The 15145-nt window shown below is 61.8% G+C and carries 12 protein-coding genes; all 12 read left to right on the top strand.

The window, feature by feature from the left end; genetic code table 11:
* The first annotated feature begins 11 nt into the window (after positions 1-11).
* The gene (locus tag ASG03_RS07875; RefSeq protein WP_156381763.1) at positions 12-263 is read left to right on the top strand and encodes a DUF1799 domain-containing protein; all 252 of its coding nucleotides are present in this window, start codon (positions 12-14) and stop codon (positions 261-263) included.
* Entirely contained in the window at positions 263-4405 is a 4143-nt protein-coding gene (locus ASG03_RS07870) for a phage tail length tape measure family protein (RefSeq protein ID WP_062693182.1), read from the top strand. The genes ASG03_RS07875 and ASG03_RS07870 overlap by 1 nt, the downstream gene beginning before the upstream one ends.
* Positions 4402-5055: a hypothetical protein gene (locus ASG03_RS07865; RefSeq protein WP_062693181.1), complete on the top strand. Its 654-nt coding sequence runs from the start codon at positions 4402-4404 to the stop codon at positions 5053-5055. The genes ASG03_RS07870 and ASG03_RS07865 overlap by 4 nt, the downstream gene beginning before the upstream one ends.
* Positions 5052-5702 carry a hypothetical protein gene (locus ASG03_RS07860; RefSeq protein ID WP_062693180.1) on the top strand — a complete coding sequence of 217 codons (651 nt, stop codon included), beginning with the start codon at positions 5052-5054 and terminating at the stop codon, positions 5700-5702. The genes ASG03_RS07865 and ASG03_RS07860 overlap by 4 nt, the downstream gene beginning before the upstream one ends.
* Positions 5699-6124, top strand: coding sequence for a DUF6950 family protein (locus ASG03_RS07855; RefSeq protein ID WP_062693179.1), 426 nt, complete (start codon positions 5699-5701; stop codon positions 6122-6124). Before ASG03_RS07860 ends, ASG03_RS07855 begins: the two co-directional genes overlap by 4 nt.
* Positions 6124-10692 (top strand): hypothetical protein, encoded by a 4569-nt coding sequence (locus ASG03_RS07850; protein WP_062693178.1) that lies wholly within the window; start codon positions 6124-6126, stop codon positions 10690-10692. The genes ASG03_RS07855 and ASG03_RS07850 overlap by 1 nt, the downstream gene beginning before the upstream one ends.
* The gene (locus ASG03_RS07845) at positions 10689-11333 is read left to right on the top strand and encodes a DUF4376 domain-containing protein (protein WP_062693177.1); all 645 of its coding nucleotides are present in this window, start codon (positions 10689-10691) and stop codon (positions 11331-11333) included. Before ASG03_RS07850 ends, ASG03_RS07845 begins: the two co-directional genes overlap by 4 nt.
* A gap of 11 nt (positions 11334-11344) precedes the next feature.
* Entirely contained in the window at positions 11345-12028 is a 684-nt protein-coding gene (locus ASG03_RS07840) for a hypothetical protein (protein ID WP_062693176.1), read from the top strand.
* Positions 12029-12078: 50 nt separating this feature from the next.
* Positions 12079-12297 carry a hypothetical protein gene (locus tag ASG03_RS07835; RefSeq protein WP_062693175.1) on the top strand — a complete coding sequence of 73 codons (219 nt, stop codon included), beginning with the start codon at positions 12079-12081 and terminating at the stop codon, positions 12295-12297.
* 48 nt (positions 12298-12345) lie between these two features.
* Positions 12346-12618, top strand: coding sequence for a hypothetical protein (locus ASG03_RS07830; RefSeq protein ID WP_062693174.1), 273 nt, complete (start codon positions 12346-12348; stop codon positions 12616-12618).
* 145 nt (positions 12619-12763) lie between these two features.
* Positions 12764-14098 (top strand): SGNH/GDSL hydrolase family protein, encoded by a 1335-nt coding sequence (locus ASG03_RS07825; RefSeq protein WP_062693173.1) that lies wholly within the window; start codon positions 12764-12766, stop codon positions 14096-14098.
* A gap of 203 nt (positions 14099-14301) precedes the next feature.
* The gene (locus ASG03_RS07820; RefSeq protein ID WP_062693172.1) at positions 14302-15126 is read left to right on the top strand and encodes a DNA adenine methylase; all 825 of its coding nucleotides are present in this window, start codon (positions 14302-14304) and stop codon (positions 15124-15126) included.
* The last annotated feature ends 19 nt before the right edge of the window (positions 15127-15145 follow it).

Here is a 15145-nt window from a genome sequence, read left to right as displayed (position 1 = left end):
AAGACGAAGACGTGTCCGCAGTGTCGATCCACAATTCTGACAGCCTTTCCGCCTTCATGGCCTGCTCCACGCAATGGCGCAGCGTGGGCACGAAGCAGGGCGTGCTGTGGATCGGCCTCGATTACTCGGCGTGCAGGGCCATGCTCGACGCGCACGAGTTTCCGATCGACGTCCTGAAGGATTTCCCGGCGATCGAGGATGCCGTTCTCCCGATCTTCAATGATGCCGACATGGCAGACGCTCCCGAAGACGAGGACGCGTGATGGCTCCAGCATATCGCATTGCCATTGGCGTAACCGTCGATCCCTCTGGCGCGAAGTCCGGAGGGCTTGAAGCGCGCTCGGCCGTTGCCGCGATCGGCAAGGAAGCTGCAACGGTGCAGCCGAAGATCGAGGCGGTTGCGACGGCCCTTGGCAAGCTGAAAGAAGCGGCCAACAACAACACGACGCGCAGTGACGATATCGCCGCATACGGGCAGGAGATGAACCGCCTGCAGGCCCGGTTCGATCCGCTGTTTGCAGCCATGCAGCGTCATAGGCAGGCCTTGATCAACATCGCCAACGCCGAGCGGGTCGGGGCGATATCGGCGTCTGTCGCCATTGAGGCGAGGATCCGCGAGACGCGGGCCATGGAAGAGCAGGCAGGTGCCGCCGAACGTCTGGCCGCGCGACGCAAGCAGGAGGCGCAGTCGGCCGTCGATCGCCGCACGATCGCTCCGGATCGTGGCGCCGACGTTGCCGCCTATCTGAAAGAAATGGACCGCCTGCAGTCGCGGTTTGATCCGATGTTCGCTCTGATGGAGCGCCATCGCAAAGCGCTGATCGACATCAGCGAGGCTGAACGGGTCGGCGCGATCTCCGCGACTACGGCGATCGAGGCCAGGATCCGCGAGACGCGGGCCATGGAAGAACAGGCCGGTGCTGCCGAGCGATTGGCCGCGCGGCGCAAGCAGTCCGCGCAGTCGATCGTCCAGTCGCAGGTTATCCAGCCCGACCGTAGTGCCGATATCACTGCGTTCATGGACGAGCGCGATCGGCTGCGGCAAGCCTACAATCCCCGCTACGCGGCTCTTACCGCCTACCGAAAAACCGTCGATGACATCCGTCAGGCTAATCGCGTCGGAGCGCTTTCCCATGACGAGATGACTGCGGCGATCTCGCGTGAACGGCAGGCGACGCTCGGCCTGATCCAGTCGCGCAAGGGGATTTCGGGCGGTCAGGGCCTTCGACCCGATCAGAAGGCCAATCTGTTCACGCAAGGCGTGGACACGGTCCAGTCATTGGCACTTGGCATGCCCGTGACACAGGTCCTACTCCAGCAAGGTCCGCAGGCGATGCAGATCTATGGCAGCATGGGGAACGCTGCCAAGGCGGCGCTCGCTGCCATCACGCCTTTGCGCGTTGCGATCGGCGGTACCACTGCAGCCGTCATCCTCGGCGCGGTGGCGTGGAACGACTATCTCGTTTCAGTCAAGGAAGTGGAAACCGCCGCAGGCGGTCTCGGGCGTGCGACCGCCGGCACTGCCGCAAGCATGGAAACGGCCGCGCGGAATGGGGCAGCGGTCGCGAACATCTCCATTTCCTCGGCGCGCACGATGGAAGCGCAGTTCCTGCGCACGGGAAAGATCGGGTCTGAGAACTTCGAGCAGCTGATCTCCATCAGCAAGAACTTCGGGGCAACGATCGGCGTGTCAGCAGAGGATGCCGGCGCCGCGCTGGCTGAGATGTTTGCAAATCCCGCGCAAGCCATCGACACGCTTTACCGCAAGTATGGCCTGATCGACGCTGCAACGGCCGAGTATGCAAGGCGGCTCGTGGCACAGAACCGGGCGGGCGAAGCGCAGAAGGTTCTGCTTGACGCGTTGCCGAATAGGCTGGCTGACGCCAGCGCAGCAACGACCGCACTCGGGCGCGCGTGGGATGTTGTTCGCACCAGCGCTTCCAACGCGATGGATGCCGTCGGCCGGGCCGTTGACGCTGCAATCAGCGCGCCGACCCGTGCCGAACGGATCAAGAAGTTACAGGATGCGCAGACCGACTACGGTCCGGGCTGGTTGGAAAATCCCCGCCAGAAGATGCTGCGAGAAGCGCAGGAACGTCGCGACACCGCCGAATTGCGCCGCCTCCAGGCTGACCAGGCGAGAGAACGCGAGAACATTGCACGACAGCAGGATCTCGAACGGCGCAAGCAGCCCGGCGTACTTGCGGCGGACATTGCAAGCGATGGCCCTGCAACAGCGTACGCGCGCGCGCGACGTCAGTTGGAGGATCAGATCAAGGCGTTGCAGGCCGGTCTGAATGCTCCGGGCCTGAGCAACACACAGCGGGACGATATCGCCGCTTCGATCGATGCAAAAACCCATGCTCTCGAGACGATGATCCCGGCGCAGGAGCGCGCCAATCAGCTTGCAGCTCTCGACATCCGTATCCAGACAGAACGCAATCCGGTTGTACTGGCCGGGCTAGTTGCCGATCGGGAGCGCCTGCAGCTCGCTGGAGAAGAGATCAAGACCAGCGATGCATCCTCTCGGATTGCTGCCGCCCGCAATCGGATCATCCAGGAGACCTTAGCATCATCGCAGCTGCAGTCGGCCGAGTTGATGGCCGAGGTTGATGCTCGCCGCAAGCTTAACGACCAGGTCGCCGCCGGCAACATCACTGCCAGCGAAGCGGAAGCGCTTCTGCGAACCGAAATCCAACTTCGCCCGCTGGCAGCTGCGGCCGCGGCCGCGCAGGGTGAGGAACAGAAGAAACTGGCCGAAGCGCTGGCGACGGCGAAAGAGGCTGCGGCTGCCAGCGAACTCGAACAGCGCCGCGCCGGTGCAATCGACGTCATCAGGGGGCAGGACGACGATCTGGAGCGGCTGCGGCTTGAGCAGACGTTGGTGGGCGCAACAACGGCCGAGCGCGAGAAGGCTCTCGCTGTTCTGGAAAGCGAGCAGATGATCAGGGCGCGTGGCTACTCGGCACTGTCGGCCGAAGCCGACGCGATCCGTCGTAATGCCCGTGAGATCGCCAATCAGACGGCAGAGGTCGCGAAGGCAACAGCGGCTTGGCAGATGTTCCAGTCAGCAGGTGAAACTGCGATCGACAACGTCTTCGGTTCGCTCCTCAAAGGCGACTTCAAGGGGGCTTTGAATGGCCTTCTCGGCGACGTCGGCAAGTTCTTCCAGGAGCTGGGCACCAACTCGATCAAGAACATGCTGTTGGGCGGCGACCGCACGGAACTGTCCGATGTGATCGGCCGCTTCATGAAATCGTCGCCGGTTGCCGCCAACCAGAACACGCCAACGACTGGTTTCCAGACCTATGCGGCGCCAGTGATCCCTGTGACGCGCGCACCGCTAGATGACATCTCAGCCTATGCCAAGGCGATCCAGTCAATCGAGAGCAGTGGCAATTATGGTGCGCTCGGCCCGATCACCCGGAGCGGTGACCGCGCTTATGGCGCCTATCAAATGATGGGCAGCAATATCGGCCCTTGGTCTGAAGCTGCACTTGGACGCCGCTTGTCCACGTCACAGTTCCTTGGTGACAAGGCTGCACAAGATGCGATCTTCAACCATCGCTTCGGCGGCTACGTGGACCAGTATGGGCCTTCGGGAGCTGCGCAGGCGTGGTTTGGTGGGCCCGGCTCCGTAGGTAAGGGCGGGCGTGGTGCCGACATTCTCGGAACCACAGGAACCGGGTACGTGGAGAAATTCAACGCCGCCCTCGGGAGCGCTAACGACAATCTGGACAAGCTCGCCACGACAGGGCAGTCCGCTAGTTCGACTGTCGGGGGGCTTGCGAATGCATCGTCGACGGCCGTCAAGGGTCTCGCTGGCTTCGGGGAAGGCCTCGGTCAAGCTGGGCAGAACCTCGCTAACATGTTCCCTCCCGCGCCGACGGGCGGCGGCGGGTTCTTCAGCTCCCTCCTGACCGCGTTCCTGCCGACCTTCGTGCCAAACGGTGCGCAATCGAACTTCGCCGTCAATAACCCAGGCAAGGGCCTCTACGACACGGGCGGCTGGACAGGAAACGGTGGCCGCAGCGAGATCGCCGGCTTCGTCCATGGTCAGGAATATGTCGTCAAGGCAAGCGTGGTTGCGCAGCCAGGCGTGCGGGCGATGCTCGAAGGCTTGAACTCAGGACGCGGCTACGACGAGGGAGGCTTCGTCGCTCGCATCGGTGCGCCGGCGTCGGTCTATCCGTCGCAGAGACAGGCGAGATCCTCGGCTGCAGCGAACGATCAAGCCGGCGCCGGCAAGACGGAAATCAACGTCTATGTACAGAACCCGCGCGGCGATCGCGACATCGAGGAGGCCGTAGATCGCGGCGTTTCCCGCGGTATTCGGTCCTATGACAAGAACCTCCCGTCGCGCGTCGATCAGATCAAGAAGCGCCCGTATGTGAGGGGCCAATGACCCTCAACTTCCCCTACAGCCTGCCGACGTTCGCCGATCGGCTGCCGATCTCCAGTGTCGAATGGAGCATCAAGCGCCGCGACAGCCTCTCCGGACAGGGAAGCGGCCGGATCTGGCAGGCCGAGCTGGCTGACCCGCTCTGGCGCGCCGTCATCGAGCTCGATCGCCGGGCAAGCTCCGAGATGAAGCAATACGCCGCCCTGATCCGCGCACTGCGCGGTGCCCAGGAGATGTTCTGGCTCTACGATCCGCTGTCGCCGTTCCCGCAGAAGGACCCGCGCGGGCTCGCGCTCGGATCCCGCAACATCCAGATCGCCGCGATCGGCGCTGATATGCGCTCGATGCGGTTCTCCGGTTTCCCGGCCGGCTATGCGCTGACCGTCGCCGACAAGTTTCAGGTGTCGTTCGGTGCAAGCCCGGTGCGCAGCGCCTTCCTTGAGATCTCCGAAAGCGGGACGGCCGATGCGGATGGTGTCACGCCGTTCCTCAGCATCTTCCCCAACGTCCCGGTCGGTGTGTCCGCCAACACGACCGCCATTTTCGCCAAGCCCGCCTGCCGCATGGTCATCATGCCCGAAAGCCATCAGGCCGGCCGGGCGCGTCGACACCTGACAGAAGGCGCCGGTTTCACCGCGATCCAGAAGCCATGAAGACAGTCGATCCCTCATTCTTCGCAATGCTTCAGAACGCGCCCGAGGACGGCATTGTCCCGCGTTGGTTCGTGTCGTTCATCGCCCGCACGTGGCCGGATGGCGCTGGCAAGACCACGAAGCAGACCGTCAGCTTCTGGAGCGGGGACGCGCCGGTCACGGTCGAGGTCCGCTCCCTGATTGACGGCCAGATCTCGGCACGCGTGTTCGAAGGCTCCGTTGATCTCGATACGGGCGAGAGCGTCAGCACGTCGTCGCTGGAGGTCAACACGCGCAATCTCAATCTCACCATGCTCAACCCGGCCGTCGAGGCGGCGGCACGCGGCCTAGACCTGCGCGCAGCGCGCGTCGAGATCTGGATCGGCTTGCTCGATCCTAGAACCCGCCAGCTCTCCTCGATGCCCGAGAACGACTACCTCGGCGTGGTCGACGGCGCTTCGATCCAGGAAGGCGGGGAGGATGGCAACGGCGAGGTGCTGGAAGTGCGCCTGGTCAACGATGCCGTCGTTAACCTCACCCGGCCGAACCCGGCGAAATCGAGCGCTGAGGAACAGAAGAAGCGCAAGGGACCGAACGGCGAGGTGGACAACTTCGGCAAGTATGCCGGGCCGGTCGAAAACTGGAATGAGCCGTGGGGTGAGAAATGATCGAGCTGAAGCGCCGCGAAAGGTGGATGGGGCCGTTCTGCGATGTCTTCGACGACATCCGGCGCGAACCGATCTCATGGGACCGGAACGATTGCGCGCTGCTCGCGGCTCGCAACATCTATGCGCTCACCGGCGTCGACCTGTCTTTGCCCTACCGCGGCAAGTATCACGACGGCGCATCTGCCTATCGTCTGATCCGTGACCAGGGCTTTACGGATCTCGCCGATTTCGCCGCCTCGATCCTGCCCGAGCATGCGCATCCCGTGGACGCGCAGACAGGCGATATCGCTGCTATTCCGACCGACACGCCCTTCGGTCATGTGCTTGGCGTGTTCGACTTCGACCGGATCTGGGTGCTTGGCGAAGAAGGTCTCGGCACGGTCGATCGTGAGAAGGCCGTTCGCGCCTTCAAGGTGGGTTGATGCTGAAGCGGCTTGCCCTTTCCTCGACTGCGCTGACGTTCTTCCTGCTGACGGCCGATCAGGCGTTCGCGGGGCCGCTGATCGGCGCCGTCATCGGTGTCTTCAGCGCCGTGGTCTCCGGCGCCGGCGTCGCCAACGCGATCGTCAGTCTGGCGCTCGCAGCCGGTACCACGCTTTTGCAGATGGCGACCGCGGCCGACAAGCCGCCACCGGTCGGCATGAAGGTGCAGGCGGATGTCGGTGACGATCAGCCGGTATCGACGACGATCGGCAAGTTCGCCACGCGCGGGAAGCGCAAGTACGTCGGCACCTGGGGAAACTATAACGGCGACACGCCGAACTCGTACCTGACGGAAGTGTTCGAGATCGGCAGCCTGCCGGTTCCAGCGCTCGATGGCATCTGGATCGATGGCGAGCGGGGGACGATCCTCTGGAATGAGCCGGACACCGAATTCGGGCGTGGCTATCCGGTCAAGGAGTTCCGCGACGACGAGGGCAACGTTCACGATTACTGCTGGGTAAAATTCTACGACGGCAGCCAGACCGCGGCCGATCCGTTCCTGCTCGAGCAATTCGGGGACGACGAGGATCGGCCGTGGGACGCGACCATGATCGGGCGCGGCATTCCCTACGTCATCATGACCTATCGCTGGGAGCGCACGCTCTTCAAAGGACAGCCGAAAGCGCTGTTCGAGCCTGCACCACTGCCCCTTTACGACGTCCGCAAAGACAGCACGCAAGGCGGAAACGGTACGCACCGCTTCGGCGTCGAGAGCACCTACGAGCCGACCGAGAACCTGTCGGTGATGACCTATAACGTCATCCGTGGCCTGCGCTACAAAGGCGAATGGTTCTATGGCGGGCAGGACGTTGACGCGTCCCGCATGCCGGCGTCGAACTGGATTGCTGCTCACCAGGAGGCGGCAAAATCCGTTAAGCGCCCAGGCGACACGACCGAGCCGCAATGGCGCGGCGGCTACGAGATCACGGGCGACACTGTGCCGCTCGCCGTCCTCGAAGAGTTGCGCAAGGCCCAGAACGGCCGTCTCACCGACCAGGGCGGCGTGTTCAAGATGAAGAACGGCACCTTCGGCGGGGCCGTGTTCAGCTTTCACGACGACGATATCGGCATCACAGATCCCTCAGGCTTTGATCCGTTCAACTCGGTCGATCAGACGATCAACGGCATCAACGGCAAATATCCGAACCCGAAAGAGGGATGGATCGCTAAGGATGCGCCGCCTTTGCGCAACGCTGGCTATGAGGCGCTCGACGGGAAGCGCAATCTCGCCGACGTCTCGTTCGGCGCCACCTCCTATCATCGGCAGGTGCAGCAGCTGATGCGCGGCATCCTCGAGGAGGCACGTCGCTTCCGTCGCCACCAGATCCCGCTGCCGCCCATGGCGTATGTCCTGGAAGCCGGCATCGACGTGGTCGCCTGGACCTCCCCGCACAATGGCTACGTGAACAAGCGCTTCCTCGTCGTTGAGCGACGCGGCCAGATGGGCATGAACCAGATTGTCACGCTTCAGGAGATCGATCCGACCGATTACGACTGGACGGACACCATGGAGCAAACCGTCTCCGACGGCTGGGTCGGGCGCCTCGATACGCCGACGCAACCCATGACCGGCTGGAACGTCAGCGCCGGCACGATCTCGGGAAGCGATGGAATTGCCCGGCGTCCGACGATCGTCGTGTCATGCGCGCCAAACCTCGTCGATGTCGCGCGCGTCAGGGTGCGCGTTCGTCTGAAGGCGACCGGCGTTGTTGTCTTTGAAAACGAGCTTCCATACGGGCCGGGCAGTCAGTGGACTTTGACTGGCCTCTGGCTTTGGCCGGCGACGCAATATGAAGTGCAGGGCCGGCTGGTACCGTACTCCGGCCGCAAGGTTGCGGACTCGGCGTGGATCTCCGTCACCACGGCAAACATCGGGTTTGCCACTCAGGATGTGCTCGACAACGCGATCACGCAACAGAAGATCATTGATGCCGCCATCTCGGCCAACAAGATCATGGACGCGGCGATCACGGCGCTGAAGCTTGCCGATAAGGCGGTGACGACGAACAAGCTGGCGATCGCGGCCGTCACAAAGGATATCATCGCAAGCGGCGCGATCGTCGCCGACAAGTTCGCCGATGGTCTGGGTCCGGTCGGCATCATCTCGGGGGCCGTGGTCCCGACAACCAAGACGACTGAGGTCATCACCGTTGCCGGCAAGCTCTATCGATGGAACGGCACCAAATACACGGCCGACGTTCCGGCGGCCGACATCGCCGGCACGATCTCCGGAAGCCAGATTGCCGACGCCGCTCTCGATGCGACCAAGTTTGCAAACGGCCTCAGCCCGGTCACGAACGTTTCTGGCTCGACCCTGCCGACCACGAAGTCCACAGACGTAATCAACTTCGCGGGCAAACTTTATCGATGGACTGGATCTGCCTACTCGGCGTCGGTACCGACACAGGACCTGACAGGCACGATCACGGCAAACCAGATCGGGGCGAACTCGATCACCTCGGCAAAGATTGCAGCGGACGCGATCACGACGGCTCATCTTCAGGCTGGGGCGGTCAAGGCTGACCAGATCGCGGCCGGCGCCATTACGACCGGCAAGCTCACCGTCATGGACGCAGCCAACCTCGTGGCTGGGGAGCTTCTCGATCCGGTTGCGTGGAACGGAGGTATGAACGGTGACTGGTCGCTCCTGGCGTCCACGGCTTCCCAGGATGAGCTGGGTCGCGTTATGCTGTATGCCGGCCCGAACCGTGCAGGTCAGCCTGCCAACCAGTTCGTGTCGGATCAGTATTCCAATAACTTTCCGGTCAACGTCGGCGAACAGATTGCCGTAAGCCTGAAGGTAAGAGGATACGCGGCAGCTCGCGGTCAGTTCCGTTGCGAGATCCAGTTCCTCACCAAGGATTTCGACAACGTCGATAGCCAGAACGTCGGCAATCAGAACGTCTTATTCACTGGCTCCACGGCCTCAACGGCCCTGACGCAAATATTCAATCCGCCAGCTGGCTCGGCATATGCGCGCCTGCGTATGCGCGTGGCTTGTGATGCGTCGGGCAACTATGTCCCGGCCGTCGTCATCCGGAACATCTCCGTCCGCAGGGCGGCATCCTCTGAACTGATTGTCGACGGCGCGATCACTGGCGACAAGATCACGGCAAACGCGATCAGCTCTGACAAAATTGCCGCCAATGCGATCACGTCGGACAAGATCTCCGCCAACGCGATCACGGCCAGCAAGATCGCGGCCGGCTCGATTGACACCGACAAGCTCGCCGCGAATGCCATCACAGCCGACAAGATCGACGCCAATGCCGTCACGGCACAGAAGATCGCGGCCGGCGCGATCACGGCCGTCAAGATCGCTGCTGGTGCCATCACGACGGACAAGCTCGATGCCGACGCGGTTACTGCTGACAAAATCGCGGCGAACTCGGTCGGCGCTCGCCATGTCGCCGCGCAGTCGATCACTGCTCGTCACCTGGTCCTGACCGACTCCAGCAACATGGTCCCGGACAATGCTCTGCAGGACGCCAAAGCCTGGAGTTTGGCCGGTAATGGCAATGCGGTTCCCTACTTCACGAGTGTCACCGACATCGGTCCGATCATTCGTTTCAACGATAATGCGACAGCGAGCAGCGGCAGCACATTCATCGCAGGCGCAACGTCGCAGTCGTTTAACGTTCGTCCAGGAGATGAGCTTCGTTTCGGCGCAACCATCGACTTCAATGCGGACATCGCAAACCAAGGCGTTCGTATCACCCTGAACTTCTATGACGCCAATGGAAACAACGTCGGAAGCCCGTCGTATAATGAAGCTCCGGGGATAAACTACAGCGCAAGGAACGTTGCGCAGAATGCGACTGTTCCAGCTGGGGCGGTCACTGCGCAGCTTTATATTCGCCGTCAGGTTCCAACCGCGGGCGCAACATCTGCCGGCACGCTCTACGTCTGGAACCCGTTCTGCTATCGCCGTGCGAACGCCGAACTGATCGTCGACGGCTCGATCACGGCCGACAAGGCGAACTTCAATAGTCTGGCTGCGCTGAACCTGACGGTCGGCAACGCCGACATCAGCAACCTGACACTCAATGGCGAGAAGCTCGTCAACGGCGCGATCTCGGCTGTCTACTACAACACGTCGTCTGCCTTTGTGCCGAAGTCTGCAACGACCACGATCCTGTCACGCACCATCAGCTTGGCCGATGACGAACGCTTGATCATCGACGCTTTCTGGAACCTGCGCGGCTTCATGACTGGGGTAAACGCCGAAGTCTTCTATGCCGGTGAGGTGCAGCTCCGCGTCGGGAGTACGGTTCTCGACACCGTGAAGATCCAGGGGCCGGCGATCGACACGTATGGCTGCTCCAGCCAGCCGATCTCGGGAAGCTACACCAAGAGCGGGGCCGGCAGCGTGACGATCACGCTCGTCTTCGTCATGGGGTCGGGCGGCGCGATGCGAAACAACGACAAGAACATGGGCTATTTCGGCAGCTCGGCCGGCTTCTCCAACGATGGCACGTCCTGGACAATCACGAGGCTGAAGAAATGAGCGATCTTATCGAGCAGCCCGTACCGGATGCCGAGGCGCCGCTGCCATTGCCGGCAGAAGTCTGGTTCGTCATCTACCATCCGGTAACGGGCTCCATTCTGCAGCACGGCAATGCGTTCGGCGAGGATGACTACCAGCTGCAGGTCTCGGCCTTCTCCGAGCCGAACATTATCAGCCCGGTCCGCCTGCATCCGATCAAAGCCTACTACGTCGATGTGACAGTGCCCGAGATCGTTCACGATCCGAATGGCGGGCCGATCGAGCCCATAATCATGTCGTCGGCTGATGTGGACCGAGAGCGCGATCGGCGCATTGCCGCCGGCTTCACCTTTATGGGCAACCTCTATCAGGCGCGCGAGCAGGATCTCCGCAACATCAATGGTGCTGCCACCGGCGCAGCACTCGCGCTGATGCAGGGCGCCCAGCCGGGCGATCTGCGCTGGCAGGGCGGCGACACCGACTTCGGATGGATCGCGGCCGACAACGCGATTGTGCCAATGGACGTCGTCACGATGGTCAGCTTCGGCCGCGCAGCCATGGCGCACGTCGAGCACCTCACCATGACCGGCCGATCACTCAAAGACCGCCTCGCAGCCGGCGAGGATCTCGACATCTCCGACAACGCTCTCTGGGCTCTCTGAAAGGATCAACCATGTACAATATCGACAGCATGTACGAGTGCATGACCGAGGGTGTGGTCAAGGCGCTCCGCGCGAAAGTCGCCGAACGTTGGGCGGTATGCGCATCGATCTGGCTTGCCCGTCAGCAGGTCTTCAACGCCCAGGACTTCTGGTATGCGGTTGCCGGCAAGATGCTGTCGGAATTGCCTGCCGGCGAGGCGGCGACCATCGAAGGCCAGTTCTCCAAGGCCGAAGACACGCTGTTTTCGACGGTCGGCGATTGGCCGACACTGCCCGAAGGTCTTGCCGCCCGCATTGCCGCCTGGACGCCGGCGCCGGCCGATATCGACCTCGATGCGTTGCGCGCCGACGCCGTCCTCAAGGTCGATCGCGCAGCCGAGGCATACCGGATGCAGTTCATCACGCCCGGCTACGGGCAGCTGATGGCCTACCAGCAGAAGCTCGAAGAAGCGCGCGACAAGCTCGCCAATCCGAGCATCGCCAATGACAAGATCCCGCACATCATCGCCGAGGCTGCAGCCGACGACATGACGCCGCTCGAAAAGGCGCAGCAGGTTGTCGCGGCATTCTCGGCCTTCCAGCAGGTCTCGGCCAGCGTCGAGGCCAAGCGTATCGCTGCGAAGAAAGCCATTGCCGAGGCCACGACGGCCGAGGCGATCACCGCCGCCAGCAACGTCAGCTGGGCGGAAGAATGACCCGCAGGTCCCGTCTTTCCATTCACGACAACCTTACAAGGAAACTCAGCATGTCCATGATGATCGGCTCCCTGAAGCGCCGCAACGAAGCTCTCCAGAACGAATGCGACACGCTCGCAGGCGCCATCGACAATCTCTCACTCCGCGTCCAGGAGGCCTACGAACTCCTCCAGAAATACGAACCCGCATGGGTGGCCGAGAAGATGGGCTTCGCGCCGCCTGCAGGTGAGCCGGCAGACCCGTCCGCAGCCGCGCCGGCCGGCAACTGATCCTGTACCATTAACGGTGCCCTTAAGGGCTCTTGAAAGGTCTTCGATATGCCCTTGAGAATAGACACCACGCTGGCTTCCGGGGAAGGTGATCCCTGGACGCCGGCGGCAGACTTCACCGTCCAGGCTGCCGGCGTTGCCGGCACCAACGCCACCGTCGAGCTTCAGGCGCGCCTTGATGCCTCGGCGCCGTGGGTTTCGATCAGCTCCATGAAGCCGGCATCGCAGAGCATGATGGCATGCCGGAAGCTCTTCTCGGTGCGCCTCGTCTGGACCAGCAACAAGCCCGGCGATGCCCTCAAAGTATGGAGCGCTGAATAATGGCGCACTTCTCTATCCTTGCCACTGTCTTTGGTGGCCCCGGCATTCTTCAAGGCGGCGGGGTTAACGTCCTTCGATCTCGAACGGACAACGGCGTCATCATCAGCCGCACAACAGATCAACCACTCACTTCGAGGGCCGCATAATGCCTGCACCATATCTGACTATCGCTGACCTCACGCCGGCATTACAGGAAGCCGCCAACACCGACCTTCAGCTGATGCAGGAGGCTGCGGGGTTCCACCGCCGGCCTGGTTTCGGCCTCGCCGTCAATGGCGACAGCCGTCTTGAAGCCATCATGGTTGATGGCGGCGGCAGCCTGTGGCCGGCCAACGCGGCTAAAGTCAAAGGCTTCCACTTCATTAATGTGGCCTCCACGCTGCTGGACGGTGGGATTTCACTTCGCGCGAAAACCGCCCTCAGTGGGTTTCGCAGTGATCAATACCTACAGAACCTTGATGCCGCTATCGCATCCGGCGCGTCGTTGATCGCCATCTTCGGCGTCGTCAACGATATCGCTCAATCGGGAACGACGGGCGATACCGCAGCGACGATCTTCGCGCGGATCAAGGCCGCAGCGCTGAAGGTGCTCAGCAAGGGCAAAACGCCGATCCTGTTTACCGAGCCGGGCGCAACGAACTTCAGTCAGGCAATGATCGCCATGCTCGTGCAGTTCAACGAGTTTGTGGTGGAACTGACCGAGCAGCTTCCCGGCATCCTCCTCTTCGACCTTGCGACGATTGTGTGGGATCAGGCGGCAACCACCACTACGGCCATTGCTTTCAAGGCCGGTTATTCCAGCGACGGTGTGCACTACACGAAGACGGGGAATTACTGGATCGGCAAGGGCTTTGCAGCCTTCCTTAGCGGGATCGTCAAACCTTACCCGAACATGGCCACTGGCTCGTTCTACGTGCCGGGGAACGGCAACATCGGCCAGCTTACCAACGCGATGTTTGCGACCACAGCTGCCGCATCAGGGGCTGGTATATCAGGGACGGTACCAACCGGTTACACGCCTGCGCGCACGGGAACCGGAACGGTGGTCGCCTCTGTTATCGACGCGCCGGACGGGATCGGGAAGGCAGTTCGACTTGTTGCAAGCGACTTTGCAGCGGGTGATCGAGTGACTTTTGAGCAGGCCGCGAACATCGCCAATTTCGCCGGCGGAAACCTGATTGAAGCAGGCGCAAAAGTCATGATCAATTCGGGGGCAGACAAGCTGCGTTCGTGCGCTCTATGGGGCAACACAAGCAACGAGGCCAACCCGATTAGTGACCTCTACACCACCGAAGCTGGAGGGCTCCCGACTGACCTTCATGGCAAAACTCTGCGCCATAGATCCGTGCCCTATGCATTGGTGGCGGGTTTTACTTGGGTGAATTGGCAAGTGCGAATGATCGCAGATGCCGCGTTTACGGGGCAGGGCTTCGACATCACGATATGGAACCCGACCCTTCGCAAGCGGAACGCTTTCTAGCCTTCGCACCCCGTCATCGTTTGATGGGGTCAAGACTATCGGCCGCGGGCGATCGCGGCTGATTCACCAGGTGCCGGAGGCAAGCCTCCGAGGACGGTCACAGTTGGAGCTAAGACCCGTCCGACAGCGTTGAGGAACAACCGTCACACCCGATCCCCTTAGGAGGGGAAGCAGCTTGTGGCATGATTCTGAGATGCATTTAAATGGCCTTCGAAAACGCTTCGAGAGACGTAGGAAACACGCAACCCCCAGCCGCCTGGATCGGCGGGAAACGGACCTTGGCACCTCGCCTGGTCAAAATGATCGCGGAGATCCCGCACACTACATATGCAGAGCCGTTCGTCGGAATGGGCGGGGTCTTTTTCCGCCGCCGGTCAGCGCCTCGGCATGAGGTAATAAACGACCGAAACGGGGACATCGTGAACCTGTTTCGGATCCTGCAGCGCCACTATCCGCAGTTCATGGATTGCCTCAAATTCCAGATCACGAGCCGCCGCGAGTTCGAGCGGCTGAAGGCATGCAATCCTTCGACATTGACCGACCTCGAACGGGCGGCGCGGTTCATCTATCTCCAAAAACTCGCGTTCGGCGGGAAGGTGTCAGGCCAGAACTTTGGCGTCATTCATGACGGCGGCGCCCGCTTTAATCTCACGCGTCTCGCTCCGCTCTTGGAAGACGTGCACGAACGGCTTTCCGGTGTTGTGATCGAGAACCTCGACTGGTTGGCTTTCATCGATCGCTACGACCGGCCGGGCGCGCTGTTCTACCTCGACCCGCCATACTTCGGGAATGAGGGCGACTATGGGCCAGGGTTGTTTGGCCGTGATCAGTTCGAGGTCATGGCCGATCGGCTTGCAAAGCTGAAGGGGAATTTCGTCCTATCAATCAACGACGTTCCGCAGACGCGAGAGATGTTCGGTCGGTTTGACGTAGTGGATGTGGATCTGCTCTATTCGGTATCTGGCGGCAAAGGTTCAGCAGCCCGAGAGCTGATCGTTGCTAAGCAAAAGCCGTCGAGCGGTTTGTGAGTCATTTCGAGAGGAGCGT

The organism is Rhizobium sp. Leaf341, assembly GCF_001424325.1.
Classification (GTDB): domain Bacteria; phylum Pseudomonadota; class Alphaproteobacteria; order Rhizobiales; family Rhizobiaceae; genus Ferranicluibacter.
The sequence above is the reverse complement of the archived record's forward strand: the minus strand, read 5'-3'. Positions and strand labels throughout refer to the sequence as shown.

Coding starts and splice junctions, on each gene's coding strand:
- ASG03_RS07870 (WP_062693182.1), top strand. CDS start 263: ATGGCTCCAGCATATCGCATTGCCATTGGCGTAACCGTCGATCCCTCT.
- ASG03_RS07840 (WP_062693176.1), top strand. CDS start 11,345: ATGTACAATATCGACAGCATGTACGAGTGCATGACCGAGGGTGTGGTC.
- ASG03_RS07855 (WP_062693179.1), top strand. CDS start 5,699: ATGATCGAGCTGAAGCGCCGCGAAAGGTGGATGGGGCCGTTCTGCGAT.
- ASG03_RS07835 (WP_062693175.1), top strand. CDS start 12,079: ATGTCCATGATGATCGGCTCCCTGAAGCGCCGCAACGAAGCTCTCCAG.
- ASG03_RS07850 (WP_062693178.1), top strand. CDS start 6,124: ATGCTGAAGCGGCTTGCCCTTTCCTCGACTGCGCTGACGTTCTTCCTG.
- ASG03_RS07845 (WP_062693177.1), top strand. CDS start 10,689: ATGAGCGATCTTATCGAGCAGCCCGTACCGGATGCCGAGGCGCCGCTG.
- ASG03_RS07830 (WP_062693174.1), top strand. CDS start 12,346: ATGCCCTTGAGAATAGACACCACGCTGGCTTCCGGGGAAGGTGATCCC.
- ASG03_RS07820 (WP_062693172.1), top strand. CDS start 14,302: ATGGCCTTCGAAAACGCTTCGAGAGACGTAGGAAACACGCAACCCCCA.
- ASG03_RS07860 (WP_062693180.1), top strand. CDS start 5,052: ATGAAGACAGTCGATCCCTCATTCTTCGCAATGCTTCAGAACGCGCCC.
- ASG03_RS07825 (WP_062693173.1), top strand. CDS start 12,764: ATGCCTGCACCATATCTGACTATCGCTGACCTCACGCCGGCATTACAG.
- ASG03_RS07865 (WP_062693181.1), top strand. CDS start 4,402: ATGACCCTCAACTTCCCCTACAGCCTGCCGACGTTCGCCGATCGGCTG.